This window comes from Streptomyces niphimycinicus (assembly GCF_018883605.1).
GTDB classification, from domain to species: Bacteria; Actinomycetota; Actinomycetes; order Streptomycetales; family Streptomycetaceae; genus Streptomyces; species Streptomyces niphimycinicus.
This window is the reverse complement of record NZ_JAHLEM010000608.1, coordinates 1-14111: the sequence shown is the minus strand read 5'-3', so window position 1 is coordinate 14111 and position 14111 is coordinate 1. Positions and strand designations below refer to the sequence as shown.

General features: G+C 71.1%; 12 protein-coding genes and 1 tRNA gene. 10 read left to right on the top strand and 3 right to left on the bottom strand.

From position 1 onward, the window contains the following. The 3 genes from KN815_RS37620 to KN815_RS37610 form a co-directional block, all read left to right on the top strand. On the top strand, positions 1-1156 hold a 1156-nt coding region (locus tag KN815_RS37620), incomplete at its 5' end, for an AIM24 family protein (RefSeq protein ID WP_216346323.1). 11 nt (positions 1157-1167) lie between these two features. Then, positions 1168-1851: an AIM24 family protein gene (locus KN815_RS37615; protein ID WP_216346322.1), complete on the top strand. Its 684-nt coding sequence runs from the start codon at positions 1168-1170 to the stop codon at positions 1849-1851. Positions 1852-1867: 16 nt separating this feature from the next. After that, positions 1868-2626, top strand: a complete 759-nt coding sequence (locus KN815_RS37610) for an AIM24 family protein (RefSeq protein WP_014054766.1) — start codon at positions 1868-1870, stop codon at positions 2624-2626. A 70-nt stretch (positions 2627-2696) separates the two neighbouring features. Here the strand turns inward: KN815_RS37610 and KN815_RS37605 are convergent, their stop codons facing one another. Then, complete coding sequence (locus KN815_RS37605) at positions 2697-3224, bottom strand: NUDIX hydrolase (protein WP_216346321.1); 528 nt, start codon at positions 3222-3224, stop codon at positions 2697-2699. Then, complete coding sequence (locus tag KN815_RS37600; RefSeq protein ID WP_216346320.1) at positions 3221-4714, bottom strand: zinc-dependent metalloprotease; 1494 nt, start codon at positions 4712-4714, stop codon at positions 3221-3223. The genes KN815_RS37605 and KN815_RS37600 overlap by 4 nt, the downstream gene beginning before the upstream one ends. A 192-nt stretch (positions 4715-4906) precedes the next feature. Between KN815_RS37600 and KN815_RS37595 the strand changes: the two genes are divergently transcribed. The 4 genes from KN815_RS37595 to KN815_RS37585 all read left to right on the top strand — a co-directional run bounded on the left by KN815_RS37595 (position 4907) and on the right by KN815_RS37585 (position 8429). Beyond that, the gene (locus KN815_RS37595) at positions 4907-6016 is read left to right on the top strand and encodes an NAD-dependent epimerase/dehydratase family protein (protein WP_216346319.1); all 1110 of its coding nucleotides are present in this window, start codon (positions 4907-4909) and stop codon (positions 6014-6016) included. A 134-nt stretch (positions 6017-6150) separates the two neighbouring features. Beyond that, the gene (locus KN815_RS37590; RefSeq protein ID WP_216346318.1) at positions 6151-6618 is read left to right on the top strand and encodes a molybdenum cofactor biosynthesis protein MoaE; all 468 of its coding nucleotides are present in this window, start codon (positions 6151-6153) and stop codon (positions 6616-6618) included. A gap of 456 nt (positions 6619-7074) precedes the next feature. Beyond that, complete coding sequence (locus KN815_RS51010) at positions 7075-7257, top strand: hypothetical protein (protein WP_208518180.1); 183 nt, start codon at positions 7075-7077, stop codon at positions 7255-7257. Between the two features lie 77 nt (positions 7258-7334). Further along, positions 7335-8429: a YlbL family protein gene (locus KN815_RS37585; protein ID WP_216346317.1), complete on the top strand. Its 1095-nt coding sequence runs from the start codon at positions 7335-7337 to the stop codon at positions 8427-8429. 23 nt (positions 8430-8452) lie between these two features. Here the strand turns inward: KN815_RS37585 and KN815_RS37580 are convergent, their stop codons facing one another. Further along, entirely contained in the window at positions 8453-9016 is a 564-nt protein-coding gene (locus tag KN815_RS37580; protein ID WP_216346316.1) for a PPA1309 family protein, read from the bottom strand. Between the two features lie 134 nt (positions 9017-9150). On the opposite strand from KN815_RS37580, the gene KN815_RS37575 reads away from it, so the two are divergent. From KN815_RS37575 to KN815_RS37565, 3 genes are all read left to right on the top strand, one after another. Next, positions 9151-12096: a UPF0182 family membrane protein gene (locus KN815_RS37575; RefSeq protein WP_216346324.1), complete on the top strand. Its 2946-nt coding sequence runs from the start codon at positions 9151-9153 to the stop codon at positions 12094-12096. Positions 12097-12166: 70 nt separating this feature from the next. Beyond that, positions 12167-12240 (top strand) — tRNA-Met (locus tag KN815_RS37570). A gap of 181 nt (positions 12241-12421) precedes the next feature. After that, positions 12422-14111, top strand: a 1690-nt coding sequence (locus KN815_RS37565) for a tetratricopeptide repeat protein (protein ID WP_216346315.1), incomplete at its 3' end; no start/stop codon positions are given.

Below are 14111 nucleotides of genomic sequence, written 5' to 3'. Positions count from 1 at the left end.
CCCGGCCGCGACCGCTGCCCCGGCCGCCCCGGCGCCGCCCGAACCGCAGCCCGCCCCCGCCTTCGGCGCTCCCCAGGGAACGCCGCCGCAGGGGATGCAGCCTCAAGGGATGCCCGCCCCGGGCACGCCTCCGCAGGGCACGCCTCCGCCGGGCACACCCCAGGGCACGCCCCCTCACGGCGTTCAGCCGCCCGTCCCCGGCACCCCGCAGATGCACGGCGCCCCGACCATCGCCGCACCCATCGCGCCGCCGCCCGGCCAGATGCCGCCCCCTGGGCAGGTGCCGCCGCCCCCGCCTCCGGGCCAGTTCCCGGGCCAGCAGGCCCCTTTCGGACAGCCGCCGGGCCAGACCCCGCCCGCCCCCGCGCCGTACGGCCAGCCGCCCGCCCAGCCGTACCCTGGCCAGGCCGGTCAGCCCGGCCACCCGGGTCAGCCCGGCCAGCCCGCTCCTTACGGTCAGCCGCAGGCCATGGGCGTCCCCCAGGGCGGTGGCGCGCCCGGGCTCCAGGCCGCCCTCGCCCAGTACCGCGAGGCGCCCACCGGCCAGCGCTGGACGCCGCAGAACCCCCGGCTGATGCGGGTCGACCTCGGCGTCGGCGGGCAGCCCGTGCTCGCCCGCCAGGGCACGATGGTGCTCTACCAGGGCAAGGTCGACTTCAGCTACAAGGGCGCCGGTTTCCGTGGCCGGATCGTCGGCAACGCGACCGGCCAGGAGATGCAGCTCATGCGCTGCACCGGCCAGGGGCAGGTCTTCCTGGCCGAGAACGCCGCCGAACTCCACCCGATCGAGCTCCAGGGCGACGCCATCTGTGTCGCCGCCGAGAACGTGCTCGCCTTCGACGAGTCGCTGCACCACGAGGTGCGCCGGATCGAGGGCCACGGCATCCCCGGCGGCGCGCTGTTCACCATGCAGTTCCAGGGCACCGGCACCGTCGTGGTGAAGACCGAGGGCACGCCCGTCGTCCTCCCCGTCACCCCGACCACCTTCGCCGACAGCAACGCCATCGTGGCGTGGTCCGCCGGATCCCAGGTGATCATCTCCAGCCAGGTGCGGCTGCGCCGCAGCGCCTACCCCGGCCACAGCGGGGAGACCGTGAACCTCCAGTTCCGTGGCGCGCCCGGCAACTTCATCGTCGTCCAGCCCTACGAGGTCTGAAGGAGCCCGTCATGGACCAGCAAATGATCTCGGGCTTCGCACCCGCCCCGGTCGCCGCCCGGATGGAGAACCACGGCGCCAGCATGCTCAAGGTCGCCATGCAGAGCGGCCAGGACCTCTTCGCCCGCACCGGCTCGATGGTGGCCTACGAGGGCTTCGTCCAGTACGAGCCCAACCCGCCCGCGGTACGTCAGATGGCCTCCCAGTGGCTGACCGGCGAGGGCGCCCCGCTGATGCGGTGCAGCGGCGACGGGCTGCTCTACCTGGCCGACTACGGGGCCGATGTCGTCTGCATCAACCTCAACGGCGACGCGCTGTCGGTCAACGGCACCAACCTCCTCGCCTTCGACGCGCATCTCAAGTGGGGCGTCGAACGGGTCAAGGGCATCGCCAAGTTCGCCGGGCAGGGCCTGTTCAACGTGGGCGTCTCCGGCACCGGCTGGGTCGCCCTGACCTCCCGCGGCACCCCCATCGTGGTCGACTGCGGCCGCGGCGATGACGAGACCTATGTGGACCCGGACGCGCTCGTGGCCTGGTCCTCGGGGCTCAAGGTGAAGGGCAAGCGCAGCTTCAAGGCGTCGTCCCTGATCGGCCGGGGCAGCGGCGAGGCATATCAGCTCGGCTTCTCCGGGCAGGGCTTCGTCGTCGTACAGCCCAGTGAGGACAGCACCGACCGGCTCCGGGCCCGGGGCTGAGGGGGAGGGACACCAGATGCAGAGCCCGCTTTTCGCCTTCACCGAGGCCCAGACACAGGACCGCTACGCGTTGCAGAACCCGCAACTGCTGCGGGTCGCCCTGAGCGGCCATGAGGATGTGCTCGCCCGTAAGGGCAGCATGGTCGCCTATCAGGGGCTCATCGAGTTCGACGGCGAGTACCAGACGCCGGGGCAGCGCATGACCCGCAGCCGCGCCGGTGAGGGCCTGGACCTGATGCGCTGCTCCGGGCAGGGCACGGTCTACCTCGCCAACCTCGCCCAGCACATCCATGTGATGGACGTGGACCACGACGGGCTGACCGTCGACAGTTCCTATGTGCTCGCGCTCGACTCCACGCTGCACTGGGAGACGATCGCGGTGGACAGCCAGTACGGGATCTCCGGCTCCGGCAAGTACAACCTCAACATCTCCGGCCATGGCAAGGTCGCGCTGATGACCTCGGGGCAGCCGCTGCTGCTCCAGGTCACCCCCGACAAGTACGTCAACGTCGACGCGGACGCCATCGTCGCCTGGTCCAGCTCGCTGCGGGTCCAGATGCAGGCGCAGACGCACTCCTCGGGCGTCTGGCGGCGGCGCGGCAACACCGGCGAGGGCTGGGAGCTGAGCTTCCTCGGCCAGGGCTACGCCCTGGTGCAGCCCAGTGAGCTGCTCCCGCCGCAGAACGCGGTGGTCGGGGGCGGCATGGCCGCGCAGTTCGGCATGGGCCAGCAAGGCGCCCGCGGTCAGAACCAGGGCAATATCTTCAGCAACTGACCGAGGCCACGTTGATCACGCTGATGGAGCACGGCGGCCGCGGACACCCGGTTCGCGGCCGCCGTGCTCCTCACAGCAGCGCGCGGGTGCGCGTCACCAGATGGCGCACCGACTCATCGGCCACGTCCGCCACCTCGTCATAGCCGAACCAGCGCAGATCCAGTGACTCGTCGCTGATCGCCGCCACCGCGCCCCGGGGCGCGACCGCCGCGTACTGGACGTCCAGATGCCAGGCGCAGGGGGTCTGGTGCCGGTCGAGCCGCACCGGGCCGCCCGGCAGCAGCGTCAGCCCCTCGATCCCGGACTCCTCGGTGGCCTCGCGCAGCGCCGCGCCCGCGAGCGTGGTGTCGTGCGGCTCGCAGTGACCGCCCATCTGGAGCCACATCCGCAGCTTCCGGTGCAGGGTGAGCAGCACGCGGTTCCGGTCCGGGTCGACCACCAGCGCGCTCGCCGTGATGTGGCCGTCCCCGCACGCCTTCCACATGCCGTCCGGATACGCGGCCAGATGGTCGCCGTAATGCCGCCGCAGCCGCTCCTGGGCGGCATCGGGCGCGGGCCACTCGGTGAGCACCCGCGCCGCGTCCTGGTGCAGACTCACTTCTCGCCGTCGCCCCGGTCGTCGCCCTCGCTGCCCTGGCCGCCCTCGTCGCCCTTACGGAGGTCGGGACGGTCGGGATCGTCCTTACGGAGGTCGGGACGCTCGGGGCCGTCCTTACGGTCCTCACCGCCCGCCGCCTCGCCGAGCATCTTGTCCAGCTCGGAGAAGTCCAACTGCTCGCCGTGGACGAAGCCGTCCGGGTCGTCGAGGTCCTGCGCCGTCGGCAGCATGTCCGGATGGGCCCACAGCCCGTCGCGGCCCTCCAGGCCCCGGGCGTCGGTCAGCGAGGCCCACAGCCGGGAGGCGTCCCGCAGCCGGCGCGGCCGCAGCTCCAGGCCGATCAGCGTGGCGAAGGTCTGCTCGGCGGGGCCGCCGCTGGCCCGGCGCCGCCGCAGCGTCTCGCGAAGGGCGTCGGCGGACGGCAGATGCGGCTTGGCGGCGGCGTGCACCACCGCGTCCACCCAGCCCTCGACCAGCGCCAGAGCGGTCTCCAGACGCGCCAGCGCGGCCTTCTGCTCGGGCGTGTCCTCGGGCTGGAACATGCCCTGCTGGAGTGCCTCCTGAAGCTGCTCGGGGTGGGTCGGGTCGAGCTGGCCGACCGCGTCCTCCAGCTTTGCGGTGTCGACCTTGATGCCGCGGGCGTACCCCTCGACCGCGCCGAAGAGGTGCGAGCGCAGCCACGGCACATGGGCGAAGAGCCGCTGGTGGGCCGCCTCGCGCAGGGCCAGATACAGCCGGACCTCTTCCTTGGGCACGCCGAGGCCGGAGCCGAGCGCCGCGATGTTGACCGGCAGCAGGGCCGCCTTGCCCGCCGGGCCCAGCGGCAGCCCGATATCGGTCGAGCCGACCACCTCGCCGGCCAGCACGCCCAGCGCCTGCCCGATCTGGGTGCCGAACATGGCGCCGCCCATCGAGCGCATCATCCCGAGCAGCGGGCCGGCCATGGCCTGCATCTCCTCGGGCAGCACATCGCCCATGGCGGCGCCGACCCGCTCGGCGACCGGGTCCACCAGGTCCTTCCACACCGGCAGGGTCGCCTCGACCCATTCGGCGCGGCTCCAGGCCACGGCGCTGCCGGAGCCCGAGGGCAGCGAGGTGACGCCGTCCAGCCACAGGTCCGCCAGCCGCACGGCCTCCTGGACCGCGGCGCGGTCCGCGGGGCCGACGCTCTCGTCCTTGCTGCCGTCGGCGGTGCCGCGCGCCACGGTCTGGCGGGCGATGTCCTTGGCCATGTCCCAGTTCACCGGGCCGCCCTCGTAGGAGAGCATCTGCCCGAGCTGCTGGAAGGCCGCGCCCAGGTCGCCCGGATTCAGCGAACCGAACATCGCGGCGAACGGATTGTCCGCGCCGCCCGCTCCGCCGGGTCCGCCGCCGAACCCGAAGGGATTCGCGGGGCCCTGCTCGCCGCCCTGGCCGCCCTTCTTCTTGCCGTCGTCGCCGTCCTCCGGCTCCTCCGGCGGAAGGCCGAATCCGAATGGGGTGTCACTCACGGGTTTCCTCGGCTCGTTGGGCCACCGGCTCCCGGGCCGGTGGCGGATGCCCGACATCACCACCCAGCCTAGACACCTCGCCGGTTTCCGGGCTCGGTGCTTCGCTGATCGCCGCCCTGCGGCAGGATGGACGTCACCTGGTACGTATGCGTGCATGCGCTCCGTACTGAAGACAACCGCTGGAGACGCCCGGTGAGTTCCCCAGACCGAGAAGTTCGCGTTGCGCGAAACGATACGGCTCGCACCGCACGACGACCCGTCGTGGCGGTGACCGGTGCCGCCTCGGGCCCAGGTGCCCTGCTCACGCAGCGGCTCGCGGAGTCCGAAGAGATCAAGCAGGTCCTGGCCATCGATGAACGCCGCGGTGAGGTGACCGAGGCACAGTGGCATGTGCTGGACGTCCGCGATCCGGCCATCGCCGAGAAGCTGCGCGGCGCGGACGTGGTGGTCCACCTCGCCGTCGACCTGGACCTGGGCACCGACGCCGCCGCCCGCACCGCCTACAACGTGCGCGGCACTCAGACCGTCCTTACGGCCGCCGCGGCGGCCGGGGTGCGCCGGGTGGTGCTGTGCACCTCCGCGATGGTCTACGGAGCGCTCCCGGACAACGCCGTGCCGCTCGCCGAGGACGCGGAGCTGCGGGCGACCGCCGAGGCCACCGGCGTCGGCGATCTCCTGGAGATCGAGCGGCTCGGGGAGCGCGCGCCCCGGGCGCATCCGGGGCTGAATGTGACCATCGTGCGCCCGGCGATCCTGGTCGGCGGCACGGACACCGCGCTCACCCGCTACTTCGAGTCACCGCGGCTGCTGGTCGTCGCCGGATCCCGTCCCACTTGGCAGTTCTGTCATGTGGAGGACCTGGTCGGCGCGCTGGAGTACGCCGCCCTGGAGAAGGTCGAGGGCGAGCTGGCGGTCGGTTGCGAGGGCTGGCTGGAGCAGGAGGAGGTCGAGGAGCTGTCCGGAATCCGGCGCATGGAGCTGCCCTCGGCGGTCGCCCTGGGCGCCGCCTCCCGGCTGCACCGGCTCGGTCTGACGCCGTCCCCGGCCGGCGATCTCGCGTACACGATGCACCCGTGGGCGATCAGCGGCAGCAGGCTGCACGCGGCGGGCTGGCGGCCGCGCTGGACCAACGAGGAGGTCCTGGCGGAGCTGCTGGAGGAGGTCTCCGGCCGCCATACGGTCGCGGGCCGCCGCCTCGGCCGTAAGGACGCCACGACGCTCGGCGCGGCGGGCGCGACGGTGGCCCTGGTGGGCACCGCGGCGATCGTGCGCCGCGCCCGTAAGGCGCGCCGCCGGGCCTGAGACTCGGCCCGAGATGACCCTGGCACGGGCTTGCCCCGGGCCTGAGGCGGGTCTGGCACGGGTCTGGCACGGGTCTGGTCCGGAAGGCGCCTTCCGGGATCCGGTATTACGCGAGGATGGGACGGTGCGGCACGATGGACGGCATGGCACATTCGTACGATCACCCCGGCGAACTCGCGGCCGCCAATCCCATCCGGCTGCTCGCCGTCCGTGACACGCCCCTGTCCGTGGACGAGGTATTCGGGGCGGTGGGCGATGCCGCGGCGGGCGGTACGGCGCTGTTCGTGGGCACCGTGCGCAACCACGACGGGGGCGCGGAGGTCGGCGCCCTCGGCTACTCCGCGCATCCGTCCGCCGAGGCCGAGCTGCGCCGGGTGGCCGAGAAGGTCGTGGCCGACTTCCCGGTCCGCGCGCTGGCCGCCGTGCACCGGGTGGGCGATCTGGTGATCGGCGATCTGGCCGTGGTGGTGGCCGTCTCCTGCCCGCACCGTGCGGAGGCGTTCGCCGCTTGCCGCCGTCTGATCGACGACCTCAAGCGCGAGGTGCCGATCTGGAAGCACCAGTCCTTCGCGGACGGCACCGAGGAGTGGGTAGGCGCGTAGCGCCTCGTTGTGGGGTGGTGGTCGGGTGACGGGAGGGCGGGTGGGCGCGTAGCGCCTCGTTGTGGGGTGGTGGTCGGGTGACGGGAGGGCGGGTGGGCGCGTAGCGCCTCGTTGTGGGGTGGTGGTCGGGTGACGGGAGGGCGGGTGGGCGCGTAGCGCCTCGTTGTGGGGTGGTGGTCGGGTGACGGGAGGGCGGGTGGGCGCGTAGCGCCTCGTTGTGGGGTGGTGGTCGGGTGACGGGAGGGCGGGTGGGCGCGTAGCGCCTCGTTGTGGGGTGGCACTCGGGCGTAGAAGGAATGCGTGGGGGCGTAGCGGGAATGCGCTAGAGCACGGAAGGGTGTACTCCACTTGCGTAACCCCCACCCTGCCGTGAGCGTTGACCTGGCAGAGGACTAATCTGCTCATCTGTCAGTCGCGGTCGTGAGACGCGATTTTTCCAGGGGTCGGGAGGCTGCTGTGGGTGCGCTTCTCTGGTTGCTGATTCCGCTGTTCGCGGCGATAGCCGCGGCGATATACGCGGGCATAGCCGCCCGAGCCGTAAAACGGAAGTCCGGGGGAGACGTAGCTGAGTTGGCCGGGTACGCCCGCTTCCGCGAGGCGATGGAGCGCCGGCCCTCCGATTCGGACGCCGCGGCCTGACCGCGCCCCGTCCGCGCCGCCCCTCGTACGGACGGCCCCGAGGGTGGACTGACGGACGGGTCCCGTACTGTCGTTCCATGCCACGCCGCACCGCGACGATGCTCGCCTCCCTCCTGATGCTGATCGCGCTGCTCTGCGCCGGAGTGCTGATCCCGGTGCCGTACGCGGAGATGTCTCCCGGGCCGACGTACAACACCCTGGGCGAGCACAACGGGGAGTGCGTGCTTCAGATCTCGGGCCGCAAGAACTGTGAGACCACGGGTGGCCATCTGAACATGACCACGGTCCGCGTCACCGGCTCCGAGTACCGGATGAACCTCGTGGAGGCCGTCTACGGCTGGCTGGCGCACGATGACGTGGTCGTGCCGCACAGCACCCTCTATCCGGACGACAAGACCCCGGACCAGGTCGACCAGCAGAACGCCGAGGAGTTCACCCAGTCCCAGGAGTCCGCCAAGGTCGCCGCGCTGCGGGCGCTGAAGAAGCCGGTCATCGCGCATGTCATCGTCGGCGCCGTCCAGAAGGGGGCCCCGGCCCAGGGCAAGCTGCACGCGGGCGATGTGATCAAGTCGGTGGACGGCACGGCGGTGCGCGAGCCCGATGACGTCGCCAAGCTGGTCACCAAGCACAAGCCGGGCCAGAAGGTGACCTTCTCGGTCGTCCCGGCCAAGGACGTGGCCGCGGCGGAGAAGCGCGGCAAGCAGCCCACCGGCGAGGAGCGGGTCACGATCACCACCGCGAAGGCGGACCAGGGCCGCTCCCGCGCCATCGTGGGCATCCAGGCCGGGGTCGACTACACCTTCCCGTTCCGGATCGACATCAAGCTGGCGGACGTGGGCGGGCCCAGCGCGGGTCTGATGTTCGCGCTGGGGATCGTGGACCGGCTGTCGCCCGGGGATCTCACCGGCGGGAAGTACATCGCGGGCACCGGCACCATCGACGACAAGGGCACGGTCGGTCCGATCGGCGGGATCGAGATGAAGACGATCGGCGCGCGCGACGCGGGCGCCCGCTACTTCCTCACGCCCAAGGAGAACTGCGCGGCCGCCGCCAAGGACGTGCCGGGCGGGCTGCGGCTGGTCAAGGTGCATACGATCGACGACGCCCTCAAGGCGCTCGAGAAGATCCGTAAGGGGGACACCGCCGGTCTGCCGAAGTGCACGACGGGCTGAGCGGCGCCCCCCCGCTCAAGCGGTCAGTCGGTGGCGAAGGTGGCGGCGAGCGCCTCCGCCAGGCCCGGCACCAGGCCGGCGCCGGTGAGCACCTCGGTCGGGGAGTCCTTCTCCCGCAGCCGCAGGGCCGACTCGCGCGCGCCGCCCCGCAGCACGGCGACGGTCATCCGGACCTCCTGGCGGTCCGGGTGCTCGGCGACCCACTTGGCCAGCTCGGCGTCGGCCAGGCCCTTGGGCACGGAGTCCTCGGCGGACGGCGGCAGCATCTGCCGCTCGACGGTCAGGGCGCAGCCGGTCACGGCGTCGGGCCAGGCGATGGTGGCGAGGAACTCGTCCAGCGGGGCGCCGGAGGGCAGCTCGTCCTGCTCGATGGGGGTCAGGGAGGCGGTTTCCTCGCCGCCCTCGTCAAGGCCGAGCTGGGAGGCGAGGCCGGGCTCCTCGGCGCGCAGCCGGGCGGTGTCGACGAGGGCGAAGAGCCGGGCGGGCTGGTCCCAGCCGAGCCCTGAGGCGTACTCGTCGATTTCGAGGACGGCTCGGGTCAGAGGATTCGAGGCCAGCGGGTCGGTGCCGGGGGTTGCGTTGGACATGGTTCATATCGTGCCCTGTTCGGACCCGGAAACGGGAACTGAGTAAAGCCTGAGTAAGTTGCATCAGGTGGGCCCTGGAGTTCAGGGTCCCTCAATCGACAGCGAACTTCGAGGTGCGCACCTTGGCTTTCCAGATGCCGGACCGCGGCGGAGGCCCGACGGGGCCGCGGATGAGAGTCGGCCGACCGTCCCGGCGTGCCAGGACCCTGCTCATGACCCTGGGCGTGCTGGCCGTATTGGCCATGCTCTTTGTCATGTTTGCCGGGTTTTGGACGGATTGGCTCTGGTATCGCTCGCTTCATTACTCATCCGTCTTCAGTACGACCCTGAAGACGAAGATCGGGCTGTTCTTCGTCTTCGGTGTGCTGATGGCCACGGCGGTGGGGATCAACATCTGGCTGGCGCACCGGCTGCGGCCGCCGCTCAGCGCGATGTCCATGGAGCAGCAGAGCCTGGACCGCTACCGGATGGGCATCGCCCCGTTCAAGAAATGGGTGCTGCTCGCGGTCACCGCCCTGGTCGGGCTGATCGCGGGCGCCTCGGCGGCCGGCCAGTGGCGGATCTGGCTGCTGTGGGTCAATGGAGTGCCGTTCGGCCAGAAGGACCCGCAGTTCCACAAGGACGTGGCGTTCTACGCCTTCGATCTGCCCTGGTACCGCTTCCTGCTGAGCTTCGGCTTCGCGGCCACGGTGCTCTCGCTGATCGCCGCCGCCCTGGTGCACTACCTCTACGGTGGCCTGCGGGTCACCAGCCCGGGCGCCCGCGCGACCGCCGCGGCCACCGGCCATCTGTCGGTGCTGCTGGGCGTCTTCGTCGCGCTCAAGGCGGTGGCGTACTGGCTGGATCGCTACGGGCTCGCGGTGAAGTCCAGCGACTTCAAGGCGACGGGCAACTGGACCGGTCTGCGCTATGTGGACGCCAACGCCTATCTGCCCGCCAAGACGATCCTGTTCTGCATCGCGGCCATCTGCGCGGTGCTCTTCTTCGCGACGCTGTGGCGCCGCACCTGGCAGTTGCCGGTCATCGGCTTCGGGCTGATGGTGCTCTCGGCGATCCTCATCGGCGGGCTCTACCCGGCGATCGTGCAGAAGTTCCAGGTCCAGCCGAACGAGCAGGCCAAGGAGGCGCCGTACATCCAGAAGAACATCGAGGCCACGCGCCAGGCGTACGGCATCGATGACTCCAAGGTGGCGGACTACTCCGGCAAGAACGACAGCGAGGGCGGCGAGAAGCTCCGTAAGGACGCCAATACGACGGCCAGTTACCGGCTGATCGACCCCAGCGTCATCTCGCCGACCTTCCAGCAGCTCCAGCAGGAGCGGAAGTACTACCAGTTCCCCTCGACGCTCGACGTCGACCGCTACAAGGGCGCCGACGGCAAGGATCAGGACACCGTCGTCGGTGTGCGCGAGCTGAACCTCAAAGGCATCCCCAAGCGGAACTGGATCAACGACCACTTCACCTACACCCATGGCTACGGCATGGTGACGGCGAAGGGCACCACGACCGATCCCAACGCGGACCCGGCCGGCTCGCCGGACTTCACCGAGTCCGGGCTGCCCACCAAGAGCTCCAGCGGCGGCGGGGTCGGCACCTACAAGCAGGAGGTCTACTACGGCGAGAAGACCGATCAGTACTCGATAGTCGGTGGCCCCCAGAAGGAGCTCGACTACGAGAAGAACGGCGAGAAGACCACCAGCTACAAGGGCAAGAGCGGGGTCAGTCTCTCCAACCCGGTCAACCGCGCCGCCTACGCGGTGGCGTTCGGCGAGCCCCAGATCCTCTACTCGGGCGCGATCGGCGACGGTTCGCGGATCCTGTACAACCGCACCCCCAAGGAGCGCGTCGAGAAGGTCGCCCCCTGGCTGACCATCGACGGCGACGCCTATCCGGCGGTGGTGGGCGGCCGGATCAAGTGGGTCGTCGACGCCTACACCACGACCAACGGCTATCCGTACGCCTCGCGCACGACCCTGGGCGACAGCACGGCCGACTCGCTGAGCGACGGGGACCGCTCGGTGGTCGCGCAGCAGAACAAGGTCAACTACATCCGCAACTCGGTCAAGGCGACCGTGGACGCCTATGACGGCACGGTCAAGCTCTACGAGTGGGACACCAAGGACCCGGTCCTGAAGACCTGGGAGAAGGCGTTCCCGGGCACGGTCGAGCCCAAGGAGAAGATCAGCAAGGATCTGATGGAGCATCTGCGGTATCCGCAGGATCTCTTCAAGGTCCAGCGCGAGCTGCTGACCCGCTACCACGTCACCGACCCGACGCAGTTCTACAGCGGCAGTGACGCCTGGCAGGTCCCCGAGGACCCGACCCACAAGGACGGGAACGCGGTGCCGCCGTACTACCTCAGCATGAAGATGCCCGACCAGAAGGGGCAGACGTTCTCGCTGACGACGACGTTCACCCCCAACGGGCGTCCCAACCTGGGCGCGTTCATGTCGATCGACGCGGATGCCAACAGCAAGGACTACGGCACGATAAGACTGCTGAAGGTCACCTCCAATGTGCCGGGGCCACAGCAGGTGCAGAGCGAGCTCAACGGTGATCCGGAGGTCGCCGAGTTCGTCCGGAACCTCAGAGGCACCGACTCCGATATCGAGTACGGCAATCTGCTCACTGTGCCACTGGACGACGGCTTCCTGTACATCGAGCCGGTCTACGCCCGCGGTGGCAGCGCCAACTACCCGCTGCTGAAGAAGGTGGGTGTCTCCTATGGCAAGGAGACCGTCTTCAAGGACACCCTGGGCGAGGCCCTGGACGCCGTCTTCGGCAAGTCGTCCGAGGAGCATCAGCCACCGGGCGGCGGCGGGCAGGAACCGCCGTCCAGTGCCAACCCCACGGTGAAGGAAGCCCTCAAGGACGCCCAGAAGGCGTATCAGGACGGCCAGGACGCGCTCCAGAAGCAGCCGCAGGACTGGGAGGCGTACGGCAGGGCCCAGGACGATCTGAGGAACGCTCTGAACCGCGCCGCCAAGGCGGAGGAGAAGGCGGGCGCCAAGCCCGGGCAGAAGCAGAACCAGCCACAGAGTCAGAGCGCCGCCGACGGTTCCGGCAAGAAGGGCGGCTGACCCTCTGACGACCTGCGAGAACGGCCGGGCGGCCGACCCCGCGCACCGTGATACGGTGGTGACAACACAGCGCGGGGTGGAGCAGCTCGGTAGCTCGCTGGGCTCATAACCCAGAGGTCGCAGGTTCAAATCCTGTCCCCGCTACTGACAGACAAGGCCCGGATCCGCAAGGATCCGGGCCTTGTTGTGTGTTCTGTGAGCGTCCACTCGGGGAATGCGGATACAAGCGTTTGGGTTGTCTCTCTGTGGGCATGTCGACAAAACGCTGAAGTGACCTCCTCGGCTGCGGTATACCAGGTGTACGCCGGATGCGGGTGATGTCACGATGGGATTTATGGGGGACAGGGTCAGTCTGTTGGAGACAGGGCGTTTTGCGCACACGCATGACGATGCCGAGGAGGAGACCCGGCACCGTCGTGCCGCCGAGGCCGGTGACACCGCCGCGATGAGCGCACTGGGCGCGCTGCTGCTGCGCCGTGGCGACGTCGACGGCGCGGAACCGCATCTGCGGGGAGCCACCGCGGCGGGCGATCGTGCCGCCGCCAACAACCTCGGCGTCCTGCTGCATCAGCGCGGCTATGCCGACGAGGCGGCCGGCTGGTGGCGCATAGCCGCCGTCGCCGGATCCGCCGCCGCGGCCCACGCCCTGGGCCGGCACCACCGTGAGCGGGGCGATGAGCCCGCCGCCGAGTACTGGCTGCGCCAGTCCGCCGAATCCGGCCACACCCTGGGCGCGTACGCGCTGGGCGATCTGCTGGAGCACCGCAGCGACATCGGCGCCGAGCGCTGGTTCCGCACGGCCGCCGAGCGCGGCCACCGCGAGGCCGCGTACCGGCTCGCCCGCATCCTGGACGACCGCGACGACGAGGGTGACGAGCCGGTGGCCGAGCGCCGCCGCGGCGACGACGGGGCCGGGCGGGAGGAGGCCGAGCAGTGGTACCGGCAGGCCGCCGCGCGCGGCCACCGGCGCGCGGCCCTCCACCTCGGCACGCTGCTGGAGAAGCGCGGCGAGACCAAGGAGGCCGGCCGCTGGTACCTGATGTCCGCCAAGGACGGTGAGTCCCGCGCCGCCTGCGCGCTGGGCTTCCTGCTGCGCGACGCGGGCGACACGGACAGCGCGGCGGTCTGGTGGCACCGGGCGGCCCAGGACGGCGACGGCAACGCGGCCAACGCGCTCGGCGCGCTGCACGCCGACCGGGGCGAGACCCAGACCGCCGAGCGCTGGTACCGCGCCGCGCTCGACGCCGGGGACATCAACGGCGCCTACAACCTCGGGCTGCTCTGCGCCGAGCAGGGCCGCGCCGCACAGGCCGAGCAGTGGTACCGCCGCGCCGCCTACGCGGGCCACCGCGAGGCCGCCAACGCGGTCGCCGTCATGCTGCTCCAGCGCGGCGACGCGGCGGGCGCCGAGCCGTGGTTCTCCAAGGCGGCCGAGGCGGGCAGCGTCGACGCCGCGTTCAACCTGGGGATCCTGTACGCGGGCCGGGGCGAGGGCCGGGCGGCCCGGCAGTGGTACGAGCGGGCCGCCGCCGCCGGGCACACCGAGGCGGCGCTTCAGGTCGGCCTCGCCCTCCAGCGGGACGGCGACCTCCAGGGCTCCGAGCGCCATCTGCGCTGCGCCGCGGGCGGCGGCAGCGCCGAGGGTGCCTTCCGGCTGGCCGCGCTGCTGGACCGTTCCTCGGTCGGCGGCGATCCGGCGACCGGCACCGGCTTCGGCAGCTCCTCCGGGACGCGCTTCCCGACCCCGCCGCCCGACGACGGCTCCGGGCCGCACGTCCCCGAGTACGAGGAGTGGTACGAGCGCGCCGCGCGCCAGGGCCACCGGCGGGCCCAGGTGCGGGTGGGCATGTTCGCGGCGGCGCGCGGCGATGTGGTCGAGGCCGCGCGCTGGTACCGGGCGGCGGCCGAGGCGGGCAGCAGCAACGGCGCGTTCAACCTGGGGCTGCTGCTGGCCCGGGAGGGCAGCGAGCCGGAGGCCGCCCTGTGGTGGACGCGTGCCGCCGAGGCCGGGCACG

What these genes read in the sequence shown, in the direction of transcription:
- KN815_RS37615 (WP_216346322.1), top strand. Translation starts at nt 1,168, where the DNA reads ATGGACCAGCAAATGATCTCGGGCTTCGCACCCGCCCCGGTCGCCGCC.
- KN815_RS37610 (WP_014054766.1), top strand. Translation starts at nt 1,868, where the DNA reads ATGCAGAGCCCGCTTTTCGCCTTCACCGAGGCCCAGACACAGGACCGC.
- KN815_RS37590 (WP_216346318.1), top strand. Translation starts at nt 6,151, where the DNA reads ATGGACGGCATGGCACATTCGTACGATCACCCCGGCGAACTCGCGGCC.
- KN815_RS37585 (WP_216346317.1), top strand. Translation starts at nt 7,335, where the DNA reads ATGCCACGCCGCACCGCGACGATGCTCGCCTCCCTCCTGATGCTGATC.
- KN815_RS37580 (WP_216346316.1), bottom strand. Translation starts at nt 9,016, where the DNA reads ATGTCCAACGCAACCCCCGGCACCGACCCGCTGGCCTCGAATCCTCTG.
- KN815_RS37575 (WP_216346324.1), top strand. Translation starts at nt 9,151, where the DNA reads ATGCCGGACCGCGGCGGAGGCCCGACGGGGCCGCGGATGAGAGTCGGC.